12 protein-coding genes and 2 rRNA genes are annotated in these 14,523 nt (G+C 69.1%); all 14 read left to right on the top strand.

Annotated features, from left to right (window positions below; all coding sequences use genetic code 11):
• Window positions 1-119, top strand: a 23S ribosomal RNA gene (locus ETD86_RS29240); the annotation flags it as partial.
• Between the two features lie 72 nt (window positions 120-191).
• Window positions 192-308, top strand: a 5S ribosomal RNA gene (rrf, locus tag ETD86_RS29235).
• Window positions 309-432: 124 nt separating this feature from the next.
• Window positions 433-1,722: a bifunctional folylpolyglutamate synthase/dihydrofolate synthase gene (locus ETD86_RS29230; protein ID WP_138669433.1), complete on the top strand. Its 1,290-nt coding sequence runs from the start codon at window positions 433-435 to the stop codon at window positions 1,720-1,722.
• 42 nt (window positions 1,723-1,764) lie between these two features.
• The gene (locus ETD86_RS29225; protein ID WP_138669426.1) at window positions 1,765-2,109 is read left to right on the top strand and encodes a DUF4233 domain-containing protein; all 345 of its coding nucleotides are present in this window, start codon (window positions 1,765-1,767) and stop codon (window positions 2,107-2,109) included.
• Between the two features lie 11 nt (window positions 2,110-2,120).
• Window positions 2,121-4,169 (top strand): hypothetical protein, encoded by a 2,049-nt coding sequence (locus ETD86_RS29220; protein ID WP_138669424.1) that lies wholly within the window; start codon window positions 2,121-2,123, stop codon window positions 4,167-4,169.
• Window positions 4,170-4,328: 159 nt separating this feature from the next.
• The gene (gene ndk / locus ETD86_RS29215; protein WP_138669422.1) at window positions 4,329-4,739 is read left to right on the top strand and encodes a nucleoside-diphosphate kinase; all 411 of its coding nucleotides are present in this window, start codon (window positions 4,329-4,331) and stop codon (window positions 4,737-4,739) included.
• Between the two features lie 325 nt (window positions 4,740-5,064).
• A complete protein-coding gene (gene mreB / locus ETD86_RS29210; protein WP_138669420.1) occupies window positions 5,065-6,096 on the top strand; it encodes a rod shape-determining protein in 1,032 nt (343 codons plus the stop codon).
• Window positions 6,096-6,974, top strand: coding sequence for a rod shape-determining protein MreC (gene mreC / locus ETD86_RS29205; RefSeq protein ID WP_138669418.1), 879 nt, complete (start codon window positions 6,096-6,098; stop codon window positions 6,972-6,974). Before mreB ends, mreC begins: the two co-directional genes overlap by 1 nt.
• A gap of 187 nt (window positions 6,975-7,161) precedes the next feature.
• Window positions 7,162-7,626, top strand: coding sequence for a rod shape-determining protein MreD (gene mreD, locus ETD86_RS29200; RefSeq protein WP_138669416.1), 465 nt, complete (start codon window positions 7,162-7,164; stop codon window positions 7,624-7,626).
• Window positions 7,623-9,668, top strand: coding sequence for a penicillin-binding protein 2 (mrdA, locus tag ETD86_RS29195; protein WP_138669414.1), 2,046 nt, complete (start codon window positions 7,623-7,625; stop codon window positions 9,666-9,668). Before mreD ends, mrdA begins: the two co-directional genes overlap by 4 nt.
• The gene (gene rodA / locus ETD86_RS29190) at window positions 9,665-10,825 is read left to right on the top strand and encodes a rod shape-determining protein RodA (protein ID WP_138669412.1); all 1,161 of its coding nucleotides are present in this window, start codon (window positions 9,665-9,667) and stop codon (window positions 10,823-10,825) included. The genes mrdA and rodA overlap by 4 nt, the downstream gene beginning before the upstream one ends.
• Before the next feature lie 8 nt (window positions 10,826-10,833).
• Window positions 10,834-11,013, top strand: coding sequence for a hypothetical protein (locus tag ETD86_RS29185; RefSeq protein ID WP_138669410.1), 180 nt, complete (start codon window positions 10,834-10,836; stop codon window positions 11,011-11,013).
• Between the two features lie 106 nt (window positions 11,014-11,119).
• Window positions 11,120-13,030: a TIGR03960 family B12-binding radical SAM protein gene (locus tag ETD86_RS29180; RefSeq protein ID WP_138669408.1), complete on the top strand. Its 1,911-nt coding sequence runs from the start codon at window positions 11,120-11,122 to the stop codon at window positions 13,028-13,030.
• A gap of 153 nt (window positions 13,031-13,183) precedes the next feature.
• Window positions 13,184-13,936 (top strand): TIGR03936 family radical SAM-associated protein, encoded by a 753-nt coding sequence (locus ETD86_RS29175; protein WP_246148379.1) that lies wholly within the window; start codon window positions 13,184-13,186, stop codon window positions 13,934-13,936.
• The last annotated feature ends 587 nt before the right edge of the window (window positions 13,937-14,523 follow it).

Below are 14,523 nucleotides of genomic sequence, written 5' to 3'. Positions count from 1 at the left end.
AGGTCTCCCACCCTGTGAAGGGGTAAGGCCCCCTATAGACGATGGGGTTGATAGGCCGGAGGTGGAAGCGCGGTAACGTGTGGAGCTGACCGGTACTAATAGGCCGAGGACTTGACCACAAAGCATACTTTCTTTTTTGCTCGCGTCCACTACGCAATTCTGAGACAGCAAACGGTGCTGTTTCTCAGGGTTACGGCGGTTATGGCGGGAAGGAAACACCCGGTTACATTCCGAACCCGGAAGTTAAGCTTCTCTGCGCCGATGGTACTGCACTCGGGAGGGTGTGGGAGAGTAGGTCACCGCCGGACAATCGTTCATGGGGAGGGCCCCGACCAGCCATGGTCGGGGCCCTTTCTGCGTTGTGCGGTACGGACTGCCACCGGCAGTCAGTAGGGTTGAGTTGTGGATTTTCGTGCGGTTGAACGCGCGATCATGGAGCGTGGCGTCGAGTGGGATTTCGAGCCGACGCTCGACAGGATCGCGGCCCTTCTGGATGTGCTCGGCTCACCGCAGCGGGCGTACCCGGTCATACACATAGCCGGCACCAACGGAAAGACGAGTACGGCACGGCTCACCGAGGCGCTGCTCAAGGAGCGCAATCTGCGGGTGGGGAGGTTCACCAGCCCTCACCTGGTGTCGGTGCGTGAGCGGATCACCGTGGACGGGGAGCCGCTGAGCGAGGAGCGCTTCGCCGAGGTATACGAAGAAATCATCCCCTATGTAGAGCTGACCGACACGCAGGGACGTCGCATCCAGTTCTTCGAGCTGCTGACTGCGATGGCGTTCGCGGCGTTCGCCGACACCCCCGTCGATGTCGCGGTGGTCGAGGCCGGGATGGGCGGATCATGGGATGCCACCAATGTGGCGGACGGCGTGGTGTCGGTCATCACGCCTATCTCGCTCGATCACACCGACCGGCTGGGGCCGGACATTCCGAGCATCGCCGCCGAGAAGGCAGGCATCATCAAGCCCGGCACGACGACCGTGCTGGCCCAGCAGGAGCTGGCCGCGGCCGAGGTGCTGATGCGGCGCGCGGCCGACGTGGGCGCGGTCGTGGCGAGGGAAGGGCTTGAGTTCGGGGTGATGAGCCGCGAGGTGGCCATCGGCGGGCAGCTGCTCACGCTGCGCGGGCTCAAGGGTGTATACGAAGAGGTCTACCTGCCGCTCTACGGTGCTCACCAGGCGAGCAACGCGGTCTGCGCGCTGGCCGCCGTCGAGGCGCTGACCGGCGGTGACGAGCCGCTCGACGCCGAGCTCGTACGGCAGGCGTTCGCCCAGGCGTCCTCGCCCGGGAGGATGGAGGTCGTGCGCCGCACGCCGACGGTGGTGATCGACGCCGCGCACAACCCGGGTGGCCTGCAGGCCACCCTGGAGGGGCTGCACGAGGCGTTCGACTTCGCCAAGGTCATCGGCGTGGTCGCGGTCATGGGGGACAAGGACGTCGACGCCCTGCTCGAGCTGCTGGAGCCGCTCATCGACGAGATCGTCGTCACGCGTAACTCCTCGCCTCGATCGATGTCGCCTGATGAGCTGGCATCGCTGGCCGTGCCGCTCTTCGGCGAGGACCGTGTGCACATCGAGGACAGACTCGACGACGCCATCGACAAGGGCATCGGCATCGCCGACGCGGCGGGCGAGTTCAGCGGCACGGGGGTGCTCATCACCGGGTCCGTCGTCACGGCCGGCGACGCGCGGCGGCTGCTGAAGGCGGATGGTTCCTGATGGCCGGCCATTCACGACAGTGACGAGAGCAGGTGGTTCGGGATGAAGGACTTCCAGGTCACGCCCGGCATGCGCAGGCTGGGCGCCTCCGTCCTCGGCATGGAGGCCATCGTGGCGGGTCTGATCACGCCTGTGGCGATCGCCGTGGGCGGGGTCGCTCCCGCGCTGGCCGTGACCGTCGGCATCGGGCTGGCCGTGTTGTGCGTGGTCGCCGCGGGCCTGCTCAAGAGGCCGTTCGGCTACGTCCTCGGCAGCGTCGTACAGGTGCTGGCGATCTGCACGGGCTTCCTCGTGACGGCCATGTTCTTCCTCGGAACGATCTTCGCGGCACTATGGATCACGGCGATTCTCGTCGCTCGCCGTGTCGAGGGCGCTACTAACCGCTAAAGTCGGCCAACATGGCCGTCCCCCCGATCCAGCGGTCGCCTCGTCCGGCCGACCTCAGGCACCCGTGGTTGCTCGACACGGTGCTCGGGCTGCTCGTCGTGGCCGCGCTGCCATTGGCGATCATCACGATCCCCAACACGCTCTCCGTCGTCGCCAAGCTGCTGCCCGGCGACATCGACCAGGTCGGCCTGATGCGTACGCACGGGCTCGCCCTGCCCGCGCTCATGCTGGCCGTTCCGCTCGCGGCCGTCGCGCTGCGGCGGGTCAAGGCGGCCCACCTCATGCTCGCCGGGTTGGCGCTCGTGGCCCTGTCCGACGCGGCAGGCGGGTACGCCGCCTCCGAGCTCGTCGTCGGAGCCGTACGCGTGCTGCGCGGCATCGGCGCCGGACTCATCATGCCCGCCACGCTCGCGGCCGTCTGGAACCGAGCGCCGGTGCTGCGTGCTCTCTGGGTGGGCGTGTTCAGCCTGAGCCTGCTCGCGGCCGAGGCGTTCGCGCTCTGGCCGCTCGACAAGGTGAGCAGCTGGAAGGTGACGTTGCAGCCGTATCCGCTGGTGACGGGGGCGGCGCTGGCCCTGGCGGCGATCTATCTGGTCGCTTGGATGTTGCTCGGCCGTCCGGCCCAGCCCCGCCTGCATGTACGGGAGCGCAGCCGGCTGCTGCTGGCCGCCGTGCCCGCGGCAGGCATCGCGGTCGTGGCGATCAGCACCGCGACCGAAGGGTGGCGAGCCATCCCCGTGATCATGCTGGCGGCCACGGCGATCGTCGGGCTGCTGGCGCTCGCCTCGATCGGCACCGCGGAGAGCCGGACGTTGGCGTACTCGATGGTGGCGGTCGGCGTCGTGCTGGTGCCGAGCGCGGCGCAGGTCACGCTGGTGGAGATGGGCGGGCTCGGCGGCCCCGGGCTTCGTGGGCTCTGGATCCCGTACGGCGTCGCGGGGCTGCTGGCGCTCGGCGCGTCCGTCGTGGTGCGGCTGTTCGCGCGTGCGGCCGGGCGGTGGCTGGCGCCGCTGGGGTTGTTGTCCATGGTGGTGGGGCTGTGCTCAGTGCGGGTGGTGGTGCCGTCGGCCGACGGTCTCGTGCTGGCGGTGCCGTTCACGCTGCTCGCGGTGGGGGCGGCTGTGGCGTTGACAGCGACGCTGCAGGAGGTGGGCATCGGGACGGCGGCGTTCGGACTGTCGCTCTGCTTCGCCGGGGTGCTGGCGGGGTTCCTTCTGGGCACGGGCGTGCAGATGGCGCTGCTGGACGGTGTGAGATCGGCTCAGGAGCTGGTTGACCGCTTTGTTGGCGCGCTGCACTGGTGGGCGTTGATCGGTGGCTTCCTGATGGTGGGAATCATCGTGCTCGCGGCCGTGATGGCCCGGCGGGCCGGCTACGAGAAGGTGGATGAGCCGCCGACCTCGGAGGCCCACGAGGATGCTCGACCCGGTGGCGGCGGCGAAGACGTGTCGGGCGTGCCGGGGTCGGTTGGAGATGGTGCGACTTCCTCGCAGCATGTCGATGTCGGAGCCGGGTCTGCCGGAGGGGCCGTGGAGCCGTCCAGCGGTGACGGCGGACGTAAATGGGGGGACGTCGCGAGGGCTGATGCTGGTGGTGGTGAGTCGGCCGCTGGTGGGAGGCCGGAGGCCGGAGAGGATCGTGTCGGGTCCGCGGCCGCTGGCCATGATGCCACGAACGGCGAGCCTGCCGGCGGAGTGGGGGCCGGGAGCGTGCCCGATGGTGGCGCGGAGGGCGGCACTCATGAGCCTGGCGCTGACGAGGACGTCGGGGGCGCTGTGTCCTCCGGTCGACGAGGGAAGGCCGCGGGTGCTGGTCCCTCCGGTCGACGAGGGAAGGCCGCGGGTGCTGGGCCCTCCGGCCGTCGTGGGGAGGACGTGGGCGAAGGGGACGAGGACGGGCCTACCGGGATCGTTCCGCGGATCGTGGTGCCGGTGCCGTCTCAGGGGGCCTTCGACAAGGCGAAACCGCGGCGTGACGGCCACGAGCCGGCCGAGCCCGAGGAAGCGGTCCCGGCTGTGCCGCCGCAAGGGCATTCGCCTGAGGACACCACATCCCCATAGACGGCCCCGATCCCCACAGGAAACGAGGGTACGGGCGCGGGGCGGTAAGCTGAGGGCCCAGTTACGACGACGCGCGGCCCCATGCCCCGCGACGCGTTCTCGCGGTGAGGCCGGGCGCCGACAAGCCGCGACCCCAATCTGTTCGAAGGAGAACTCCAAGTGTCCGAGCGCACTCTTGTCCTGATCAAGCCCGACGGGGTGAAGCGTGGCCTCATCGGTGATGTGATCGCCCGTGTGGAGCGCAAGGGCCTCAAGGTCGTGGCAATGGACCTGCGCACCCTCGACGCCGACACCGCCAAGGTCCACTACGCCGAGCACGCCGAGCGGCCGTTCTTCGGCGAGCTCGTCGAGTTCATCACGTCGGGGCCGCTCGTCGCCATGGTGCTCGAGGGCCCGCGCGCCGTCGAGGCCTTCCGCGCGCTGGCCGGCGCCACCGACCCGGTGAAGTCGGCGCCCGGCACGATCCGCGGCGACCACGCGCTCGAGATCGGCGAGAACGTCGTGCACGGCTCCGACTCGCCGGAGTCCGCCGCCAGGGAGATCAAGATCTTCTTCCCCGACCGCTTCTGAGCCGTTTCACGCTCCGTCCGCGCCCGCGCCAGCTGCCCGCTGCGCGGGCGCGCGGGTTTTCGGCGATGGGTCTCGGGCGGGGATCCTGTCGGTGGGCGCGCGTACGGTGTGGGCAGTATCGCCGGTGAGTTGTCGGGCCTTGTGGAGCGTTCCAGAGCCTCCTCGGATGTTGTGGTGCAATCCGGGCAAAATTGCGGTTGAGGTTGCGGCTGGAGATTTTTGAGGGGCGCGGGGCCTGATCGCACCCATCGGTGGGTACGTCACGTTACGATTCGAATTCGATCCGTAGTCATTCGCGACGACGTTACGGAGGGCTCCGTTCCCCATGGGCAGCAAGCTCGCGTTCCTCGGCCGTGACATGGCGGTCGACCTGGGCACCGCCAACACGTTGGTCTACGTGCGTGGCCGGGGCATCGTGCTCAACGAGCCGTCAGTCGTGGCGATCAACACCACTACGGGCAAGATCGTTGCGGTTGGCATCGAGGCCAAGCGGATGATCGGCCGTACGCCCGGCAACATCATCGCGGTCCGACCGCTCAAGGACGGCGTCATCGCCGACTTCGACGTGACCGAGCGCATGTTGCGATATTTCATCCAAAGGGTGCACAGGCGCCGGCATCTCGCCAAGCCGCGCATCATCATCGCCGTGCCCAGCGGCATCACCAGTGTTGAGCAGCGTGCGGTGAAGGAGGCCGGATACCAGGCGGGCGCGCGGAAGGTCTACATCGTCGAGGAGCCCATGGCCGCCGCCATCGGGGCCGGGCTTCCGGTGCACGAGCCCACCGGCAACATGGTCGTCGACATCGGTGGCGGCACGACCGAGGTGGCGATCATCTCGATGGGCGGCGTGGTGACCAGCCAGTCCATCAGGATCGGCGGCGACGAGCTCGACCAGGCGGTGATCGCGTTCGCCAAGAAGGAGTTCTCGCTGATGCTCGGCGAGCGCACCGCCGAGGAGATCAAGATGGCCATCGGCTCGGCCTGCCCCAACGGCGAGGAGGCGCACGCGGAGATCCGCGGGCGCGACCTGGTCAGCGGGCTGCCCAAGACGATCATCGTGTCCGGCGAGGAGATCAGGAAGGCCATCGAGGAGCCGGTCAACGCCATCGTGGACGCGGTGAAGACCACGCTCGACAAGTGCCCGCCCGAGTTGTCCGGCGACATCATGGACCGCGGCATCGCGCTCACCGGCGGGGGCGCCCTGCTCAAGGGACTGGAGGAGCGGGTCAAGGCCGAGACGGGCATGCCGGTGCACCTCGTCGAGAACGCACTCGACTCGGTCGCCATCGGCTCGGGCAAGTGCGCCGAGGACTTCGAGGCGCTGCAGGACGTCCTGGTGCCGGAGTCACGACACTGATGAGAGATTCGCGCCAGGCCCGGCTCATTCTGGGAGTGCTGCTGACGGCGGCCCTGATCATCCTGACCATCGACCACCGCACCGGCGAGAGCTCGCCGCTGCGCCCGCTGCGCGCGGCCGGGGCGTGGGTCTTCGGCACGGCGGAGCAGTTCGGTGGCGGGCTGGTGCGGCCGATCGGCGGGTTCGTGCACGCCATCCTGACCGCGCCGAGCTCCCAGGAGCGCATCCGGGCGCTCAAGGAGGAGAACGCGAAGCTGCGCACGGGGCTGCTGACCGGCAAGCTCGACGCGGCCCGCTCCCATGAGCTCAAGACGCTGCTCGGCCTGGCAGGCGCCGGGGGATACAAGGTCGTCGCGGCCAACGTGGTCGCCAGGCGCGGGCAGCCGGGTTTCGAGGACGCCGTCCAGATCGACGCCGGCACCAGCGATGGAGTGCAGCCGGAGATGACCGTGCTCAATGGTGACGGGCTGGTCGGGCGGGTGATCCACGTCAGTGCCAACACCTCGACGGTGGTGTTGATCAGTGACCCCGCCTCGGCCGCGGGGGCGCGGCTGGAAGGGGGGAGAGAGATCGGGGTCGTGCACGGCGTGGGAGAGCATGGGCGGCTGGTCCAGTTCCGGCTCCTCGACTCGACGGCGCCGCTGACCAGGGGCGGGCGCATCGTCAGTTTCGGCTCCCAGAACGGGCGGCCGTACGTGCCCGGGGTGCCCATCGGGGTGATCGAGCGGGTGGAGTCGACACCTGGGGAGCTGACCCGCATCGCGTACGCCCGGCCATATGCGGACCTGACGGCGCTCGACGTGGTGGGTGTGGTGGTGGAGGCGCCCAAGCGGGATCCGCGTGACGCGGTGCTGCCCGCCAAGGAGGGGTCCCGATGACGGGGCGGCGTGCGCCGGGGACGTCGATCGTGTTGTTCGGGACCGGAGTGGTGGCGGTGCGGGGAAGGAACGGCTCCGGTGCGGTCGTGGTCACACGGCGGTGTCTGGGCGGGGCGGACGTGGTGGTCGGGCGGTGCCGATCCGGAGGGAGCACGGTGATTGGAAGGGCCGGTCGGAAGGGGGCGCGGTGATCGGCGGGGTCTCCGTGCTGCTGGCGTTGCTGGCGCAGGTCATGCTGGTCAATCGGGTGCCGCTGCCGGCCGGGGGCGCGCCTGACCTGGTGCTGCTGGCGGTCGTCGGCGCCGCGCTGTCGCGCGGGGCCGCGTCGGGGGCCGTGCTCGGGTTCTTCGCCGGGCTGCTGGTCGACATCATGCCCCCGACCGCGCACCTGGTGGGACAGTACGCGTTCGTGCTCGCCCTCATCGGCTACATCGCCGGGCGTGGCGCGGGCGGGCCGGCGACGACCGTGGTGTTGTGCGTGCTGCTGGCGCCGTTGCTGGCCGGGGGCGTCGGCATGCTGATCTCCGATCCCCGGGTGACCATGTCCACGCTGATCGAGCAGGTGCCGGTCACGGTGACGTACACGCTGCTCGTGTCCCCGATCGTGATCTGGCTGACCACGCGAGGCAGACACCCGAGGTACTCGACATGATCAGAATGCGATCCCGCCTGCTGGTGCTGCACGTGCTGGTGCTGGCGCTGCTCGTCGTGCTGGCCGTGCGCCTGTGGCAGGTGCAGGTGGTACGCGGGCACGAGTTCGTGACGCGAGCGACGGAGACCAGGACCCGGACCGTGATCGTGCCGGCCGTGCGCGGGCAGATCCTCGACTCGTCGGGACGGCCGCTGGTGCGCAACAAGACCGCGCTCGTCGTGTCCGTGGACCGTGCCAGGTTGTCGCGGACGCGCGACGGGGGCGCGAAGGTGCTGCGCAAGTTGTCCGCGGTGCTCGGCCGGCCGGTCGCGGACCTGCAGCAGCGGATCACGCCCTGCGGGCCGGGGGTGGGCAAGCCGTGCTGGACGGGGTCGCCGTACCAGCCGGTCCCGCTGGACGAGAAGGTCGACCCACGTAAAGCGCTGCAGATCCTGGAACGGCAGGAGGAGTTTCCCGGGGTGACCGCGGAGATCCACTCGGTCCGGCAGTACCCCGGCGGCCGGGCGGGCGCTCAGATGCTCGGCTACCTGCAGCCGGTGACCGAGCAGGAGCTCGAGAAACGCGAAGGGCTCAAGGCGAGTTTCTCGGGTGTGGACCTCGCCGGGCGCGATGGGCTCGAATACGTCTACGACGACGCGCTGCGCGGCAAGTCGGGGCTGCGCAGGGTCCAGGTGGACCGGATGGGCAAGGCGCTCGGGGTGGAGGCGCAGGTGACGCCCGTCCCCGGCGATCACCTGGTGACCAGCATCGATTCGCGGATTCAGACCATCACCGAGAACGCGCTGAACAAGGCCATGAAGGGCGCGCCCGGGGCCGACGGCGGCGCCGGGGTGGTGCTGGACGCGCGTACGGGGCGGGTGGTGGCGCTGGCCAGCGCGCCCGGGTACGACCCGGCGATCTGGGGTGGTGGGATCTCGGCCCGTGGTTACCAGTGGCTGCTGTCGGAGAAGTCGGGCAAGCCGCTGGTGTCGCGGGCGATCAACGGCCAGTTCGCGCCGGGCTCCACGTTCAAGATCTCCTCAGTCGCGGCGATGTTGCGGGCCGGCTATCCGCTCAACGGCACCTACGGCTGCCCGGGCTCGTACACGGTGGGCGGCCGGGCCTTCAACAACTTCCGCGGCATCGGGCTGGGCACGCTCACCCTGCACACGGCGCTGGTCAAATCGTGCGACACGATCTTCTACCGGGCCGCGTACGAGCAGTATCTCAAGGACGGCGGGCGGCAACCGAAGCGGAAACCGAAGGAGGTGTTCGCCAACATGGCCAGGTCGTTCGGGTTCGGCAGCCCGACCGGCGTGGACCTGCCCGGCGAGTCCGCAGGCCGCATTCCCGACCGGGCCTGGAAGAGGGACCTGTGGAACCAGACCAGCGCGATCAACTGCGAGCGGTCCCGCAAGGGATATCCGGAGGTGAAGGACCGCGCGCGGGCGGAGTTCCTCAAGCGGCTGGCGCTGGAGAACTGCACCGAGGGTTTCCTGCTGCGGCCGGGTGACTCGGCCAACTTCTCCATCGGCCAGGGCGACGTGCTGGTCACGCCGATGCAGCTGGCCAGGGCGTACATGGCGCTGGTGAGCGACGGGAAGCTCCGCAGCCCGCGCATCGGATGGGCGCAGGTGCGGCCCGACGGCACGGTGGTCAGGACCTTCCCCGTGCCGGTCGTGGGCAAGCTGCCGCTCAGCGAGAAGGAGCGGCACTACATCAAGAACGCGCTGAGCCAGGTGGCCCAGGACGGCACCGCGGCGGGGGCGTTCGCCGGGTTCCCGATGAACAAAGTGCGCATCGGCGGCAAGACCGGCACCGCCGAGGTATGGGGCAAGAAGGACACCTCGTGGTTCGCCTCGTTCGCGCCGACGAAGAACCCGCAGTACGTGGTGGTCGTCATGGTCTCCCAGGGCGGGATGGGCGCGCAGACCGCGGCCCCGGCGGTACGGGAGATTTATGAGGGCATTTATGGCATCAAGCGGCCTGCGGCCGTACCCGGCGGGAAGCTGACGACGAAGCTGCCGACGTTCAGGCCGGACGGGACGGTGGTCCCGGGATGACCGCCCGTACCGCCGTCGTCCGGCGGCCCTCGCTCCTGCGGCGCATGGCGCACGAGAACTCGACGGTACGCAGGCTCGACGGGCTGATGCTGGTCGCGGTGGCCGGGTTGTGCGTGATCGGCACGCTGCTCGTGTGGTCCTCCACCAGGACCTGGGCGCCCGGATCCACGGGGCTGGTGAAGAAGCACCTGCTCAACGAGGTCATCGGGATGGTGCTGTGCGCGGTGGTGGCCACGGTCGACCACCGGGCGATGCGGGCGTACGCGCCGCTGGTGTTCCTGGTGTCGCTGGTGGGGTTGGGGCTGGTGCTCACGCCTCTGGGGGCGACGATCAACGGGTCGCATTCGTGGATCCTGCTGGGCGGGGGATTCGCGGTGCAGCCGTCGGAGTTCGCCAAAGTGGGGCTGGTGCTGATCATCGCGATGCTGCTGGCGCAGCCGGCCGAGGGCACGGATCGGCCGCGCGTCCTCGACGTCGTGCTGGCGATCATCGCTGCGGTGATCACGATGGGCATGGTGATGCTCCAGCCCGACCTCGGCACGGCCATGGTGCTGGCCGTGATCACGGCGGCCGGGCTGATCATCGGCGGCGTGCGCAAGCGGGTGATCGTCGCGATGACGATGGTGGCCGCCGCCGGGGTTTTCGCGGTGTTCCATTTCCAGATGCTGGAGCCTTATCAGGTGGCGCGGTTCACCGCGTTCGTCGATCCGAGCGTCGATCCGCGCGGGGTCGGCTACAACAGCACGCAGTCACTGATCGCGATCGGCTCCGGGCAACTGCTGGGCAAGGGGCTGCTCGGCGGCGGGCAGACGACCGGCAGGTTCGTGCCCGAGCAGCACACCGACTTCATCTTCACGGTCGCGGGCGAGGAGTTCGGGTTCCTGGGGTCGGTCACGGTCGTGTTGCTGCTCGGCGTGGTGCTGGTGCGCGGGCTGAAGATCGCGAGGAAGTGCGAGGACCGGTTCGGGACCCTGGTCGCGGGGACGATCGTGTGCTGGTTCGCGTTCCAGACGTTCATCAATGTCGGAATGACGATCGGGATCATGCCGATCACCGGGCTGCCGCTGCCGTTCGTGTCATATGGCGGGACCGCGACATTCGCGAATCTTATTGCGATAGGGCTGCTGCAAGCCATCAAGGTACGCGGTCCGTTTTAATGAGAAGTATGTTCCTGGGCTATTGCGACGAGTGCGAGGACCGCTTTCTGCTGCCTGCCAACCACGTCGTCGCCGTGCACAATCTGGAAAGCGGCGTGATCGCCGTGGAGCTGACCTGCTACGAAGGGCACCACATCCTGGTACTCAGCGGTAAAGACATCGACATTCCCGGCCCGGCCACCGTCTGACCCGTCCTTCGGTGGTGACCGGTACATGTCGTGGCGGTGGTCCGCTCGGCCGATTTCTCAGCGACCCCGGACCTGCCACTGTCTGACCGCCGCTACCCTGGACGGTATGCCTGTCGAGTCGATTTTTCCTCGCCTGGAAGCGCTGCTGCCCAAGGTGCAGAAGCCGATCCAGTATGTCGGGGGTGAGCTCAACTCGACCGTCAAGGACTGGGACACCGCCGACGTGCGGTGGGCGTTGATGTACCCGGATGCCTACGAGGTCGGGCTGCCCAACCAGGGCGTGGCGATCCTCTACGAGATCCTCAACGAGCTGCCGGCGACCCTGGCCGAGCGCACCTACGCGGTGTGGCCGGACCTCGAGGCGCTCATGCGGGCCGAGGGCGTCCCGCAGTTCACCGTGGACGCGCACCGACCGGTGCGCGCCTTCGACGTGCTCGGGGTGTCGTTCTCCACCGAGCTCGGCTACACCAACATGCTGACCGCCCTCGACCTGGCCGGCATCCCGCTGCATGCGGTGGACCGGGGCGAGGACGACCCGATCGTGCTCGCGGGCGGCCACGCGGCCTTCAACCCCGAGCCGATCGCCGACTTCCTCGACGCGGCCGTGCTCGGCGACGGCGAGCAGATTGCCATCGCCGTCACCGAGGTCATCCGCGAGTGGAAGGCCGAGGGCCGGCCCGGCGGGCGGGACGAGCTGCTGATGCGGCTCGCCGAGTCCGGCGGCGTCTACGTGCCCAAGTTCTACGACGTCGACTACCACCCGGACGGGCGCATCCAGCGCGTCGCACCCAACAGGGCCGACGTGCCGTGGCGGGTGCACAAGCACACCGTGATGGACCTGGACGAGTGGCCCTATCCGAAGAAGCCGCTGGTCCCGCTGGCGGAGACGGTGCACGAGCGGTTCAGCGTGGAGATCTTCCGCGGCTGCACCCGCGGGTGCCGGTTCTGTCAGGCGGGCATGATCACGCGTCCGGTGCGCGAGCGGTCGATCACCACGATCGGCGCGATGGTGGAAAACGGCATCAAGGAGTCCGGCTTCAACGAAGTCGGTCTGCTGTCGCTGTCGTCGGCCGACCACTCCGAGATCGGCGACGTCGCCAAGGGCCTGGCCGACCGATACGAGGGCACCAACACCTCGCTGTCGTTGCCGTCGACCAGGGTGGACGCGTTCAACATCGACCTGGCCAACGAGTTCTCCAGGAACGGCAGGCGCTCGGGCCTGACGTTCGCGCCCGAGGGCGGCTCGGAGCGCATGCGCAAGGTGATCAACAAGATGGTCACCGAGGAAGACCTGATCCGCACCGTCACCACGGCCTACTCGCAAGGGTGGCGGCAGGTCAAGCTCTACTTCATGTGCGGCCTGCCCACCGAGACCGACGAGGACGTGCTCGGCATCGCCGACCTGGCCAAGAAGGTCATCAAGGCGGGCCGGGAGGCCACCGGCAGCCGCGACATCCGCTGCACGGTCTCCATCGGCGGTTTCGTGCCCAAGCCGCACACACCGTTCCAGTGGGCCGGGCAGGCCGACCACGAGACCGTCGACCGGCGGCTCAGGGCGCTGCGCGACGCGCTCAGGAGCGACAAGGCGTACGGCCGGGCCATCGGCTACCGCTACCACGACGGCAAACCCTCGATCGTGGAGGGCCTGCTGTCCCGTGGTGACCGCCGGGTCGGGGCCGTGATCCGCGCCGTCTGGGAGGACGGCGGCAGATTCGACGGCTGGAGCGAGCACTTCTCCTACGAGCGCTGGATGGCGGCCGCCGAGAAGGCCGGCGTCGACGTGGACTGGTACACCACGCGCGAGCGGGAGGAGAACGAGGTCCTGCCGTGGGACCACCTCGACGCCGGGCTTGACCGTGAATGGTTGTGGCAGGACTGGCAGGAGGCCGTCTCCGGCGGTGAGGTCGAGGACTGCCGCTGGACTCCGTGCTACGACTGTGGCGTCTGCCCGACCATGGGCACAGAAATTCAAATCGGCCCTACAGGGCGAAAACTCCTTCCTCTTACGGTGGTCTAGCGCGCTCAGTGGGCGAGCCGTGCCTCGGCGTACACGTACATACGCCGGGGCGGCTTATCCTGGGACGAAGGAACTCTTACAAGGGAAGGACGACAAGCTCTGAAACCTGTTCCCGAAGGGCCCCCGCCCGCGCCCACGGTGCAGCGCCTACGTGTGCGTTACGCCAAGCGCGGCCGTCTGCGCTTCACCAGCCACCGCGACATCTCGCGGGCCGTCGAGAGGGCGGTTCGCCGTGCCGGTATTCCGGTGGCCTTCAGCGCGGGCTTCTCGCCCCACCCGAAGATCTCCTACGCGGGCGCGGCGCCGACCGGCGTCGCCAGCGAAGCCGAATACCTCGAGATCGGTGTCACCACGCCGTGCGACCCTGAGCAGATCAGGTCCGGTCTGGACGCGTCGCTGCCGCCGGGGCTCGATGTGCTCGACGTCGTGGAGGCGGGTCAGGGCGGACTGGCCGACCGGTTGGAGGTCTCCGACTGGGAGGTGCGGCTGCCTGGTGCCGATCGCGAGCTCGCCGAGGTGGCGGCGGAGAAGTTTCTCGCGGCGGGCACTGTGGAGGTCGAGCGCCTCACCAAGAAGGGCCCCCGTCGCTTCGACGCGCGAGAGGCCGTCCTGGGGCTGACGGTGTCCGAAGGAACAGACAGAATTGCAGCTCAGGTACCCGGAGGACCGTGTGTCATACTGCGCATGGTTGTTCGGCACATGACGCCTGCCGTTCGACCCGACGATGTGCTTACAGGGCTGCGCCTTGTGGCCGACTTCGCGCCGCCGGTTCCCCCCGAGGTGACCAGGCTGGCGCAGGGGCCGCTCGACGCCAGCACTGGTGCGCTTGCCGACCCGCTCGACCTGGACCGCGACAAGACGCGCGGCGGCGAGGCGGGACCGGCGGGCGAGCACGTCGCCGGTTAAGGACGCGCCCAGCGTGAGCCGGGCACGACCGCTGACAGGACTTGGCGCCGGTGCCTCCGTCACGGAGGCGCTGGCGGACAACTGAGACACGAGGGCTCCTGCGCGGCGCGGCGACGCGCCCGGGAGCTGACGGGAGAGCGCCCGCATGCTCGACAACGAGCCCAACGTCGGGGCCACTGGCCCTGACGGGGAAACAACTGAACAGACCAAGGTGACCGCACGTCGCCGTTCCGCCAGCCGTCCGGCGGGTCCGCCGCCGGAGCCTGAGGAGCCGGCGTCCGTTCCGGTCACCGTTCCTGCTGCGCAGGCCGCGCCGTCTGTCGCGGAAGGCGCGCCGGTGCAGCGCGCCGTCGCACAGCGTGCTGCCGGTGAGCCTGATCCTGGCATCGTCGCGGCCGCTGAGGCCGCGAAGGGCGCCGCCGGCGCCGGTACGACCGGCGGCGCGGCAGCCCCGGCTGGTGCCCAGGTCGAGAGCCCGGTCGAAGGCGTCTTGGCCGATGCCGTCGCCGAGGCCGAGGAGAAGCCCAAGAGAGCCCCGAGGACGCGGTCCACCGCGACGACGCCGCGGCGGCGTACCACGAAGAAGG

The sequence above is a fragment of the Nonomuraea turkmeniaca genome, from assembly GCF_005889735.1.
Classification (GTDB): Bacteria; Actinomycetota; Actinomycetes; order Streptosporangiales; family Streptosporangiaceae; genus Nonomuraea; species Nonomuraea turkmeniaca.
This window is presented reverse-complemented; position numbering and strand designations above follow the sequence as displayed.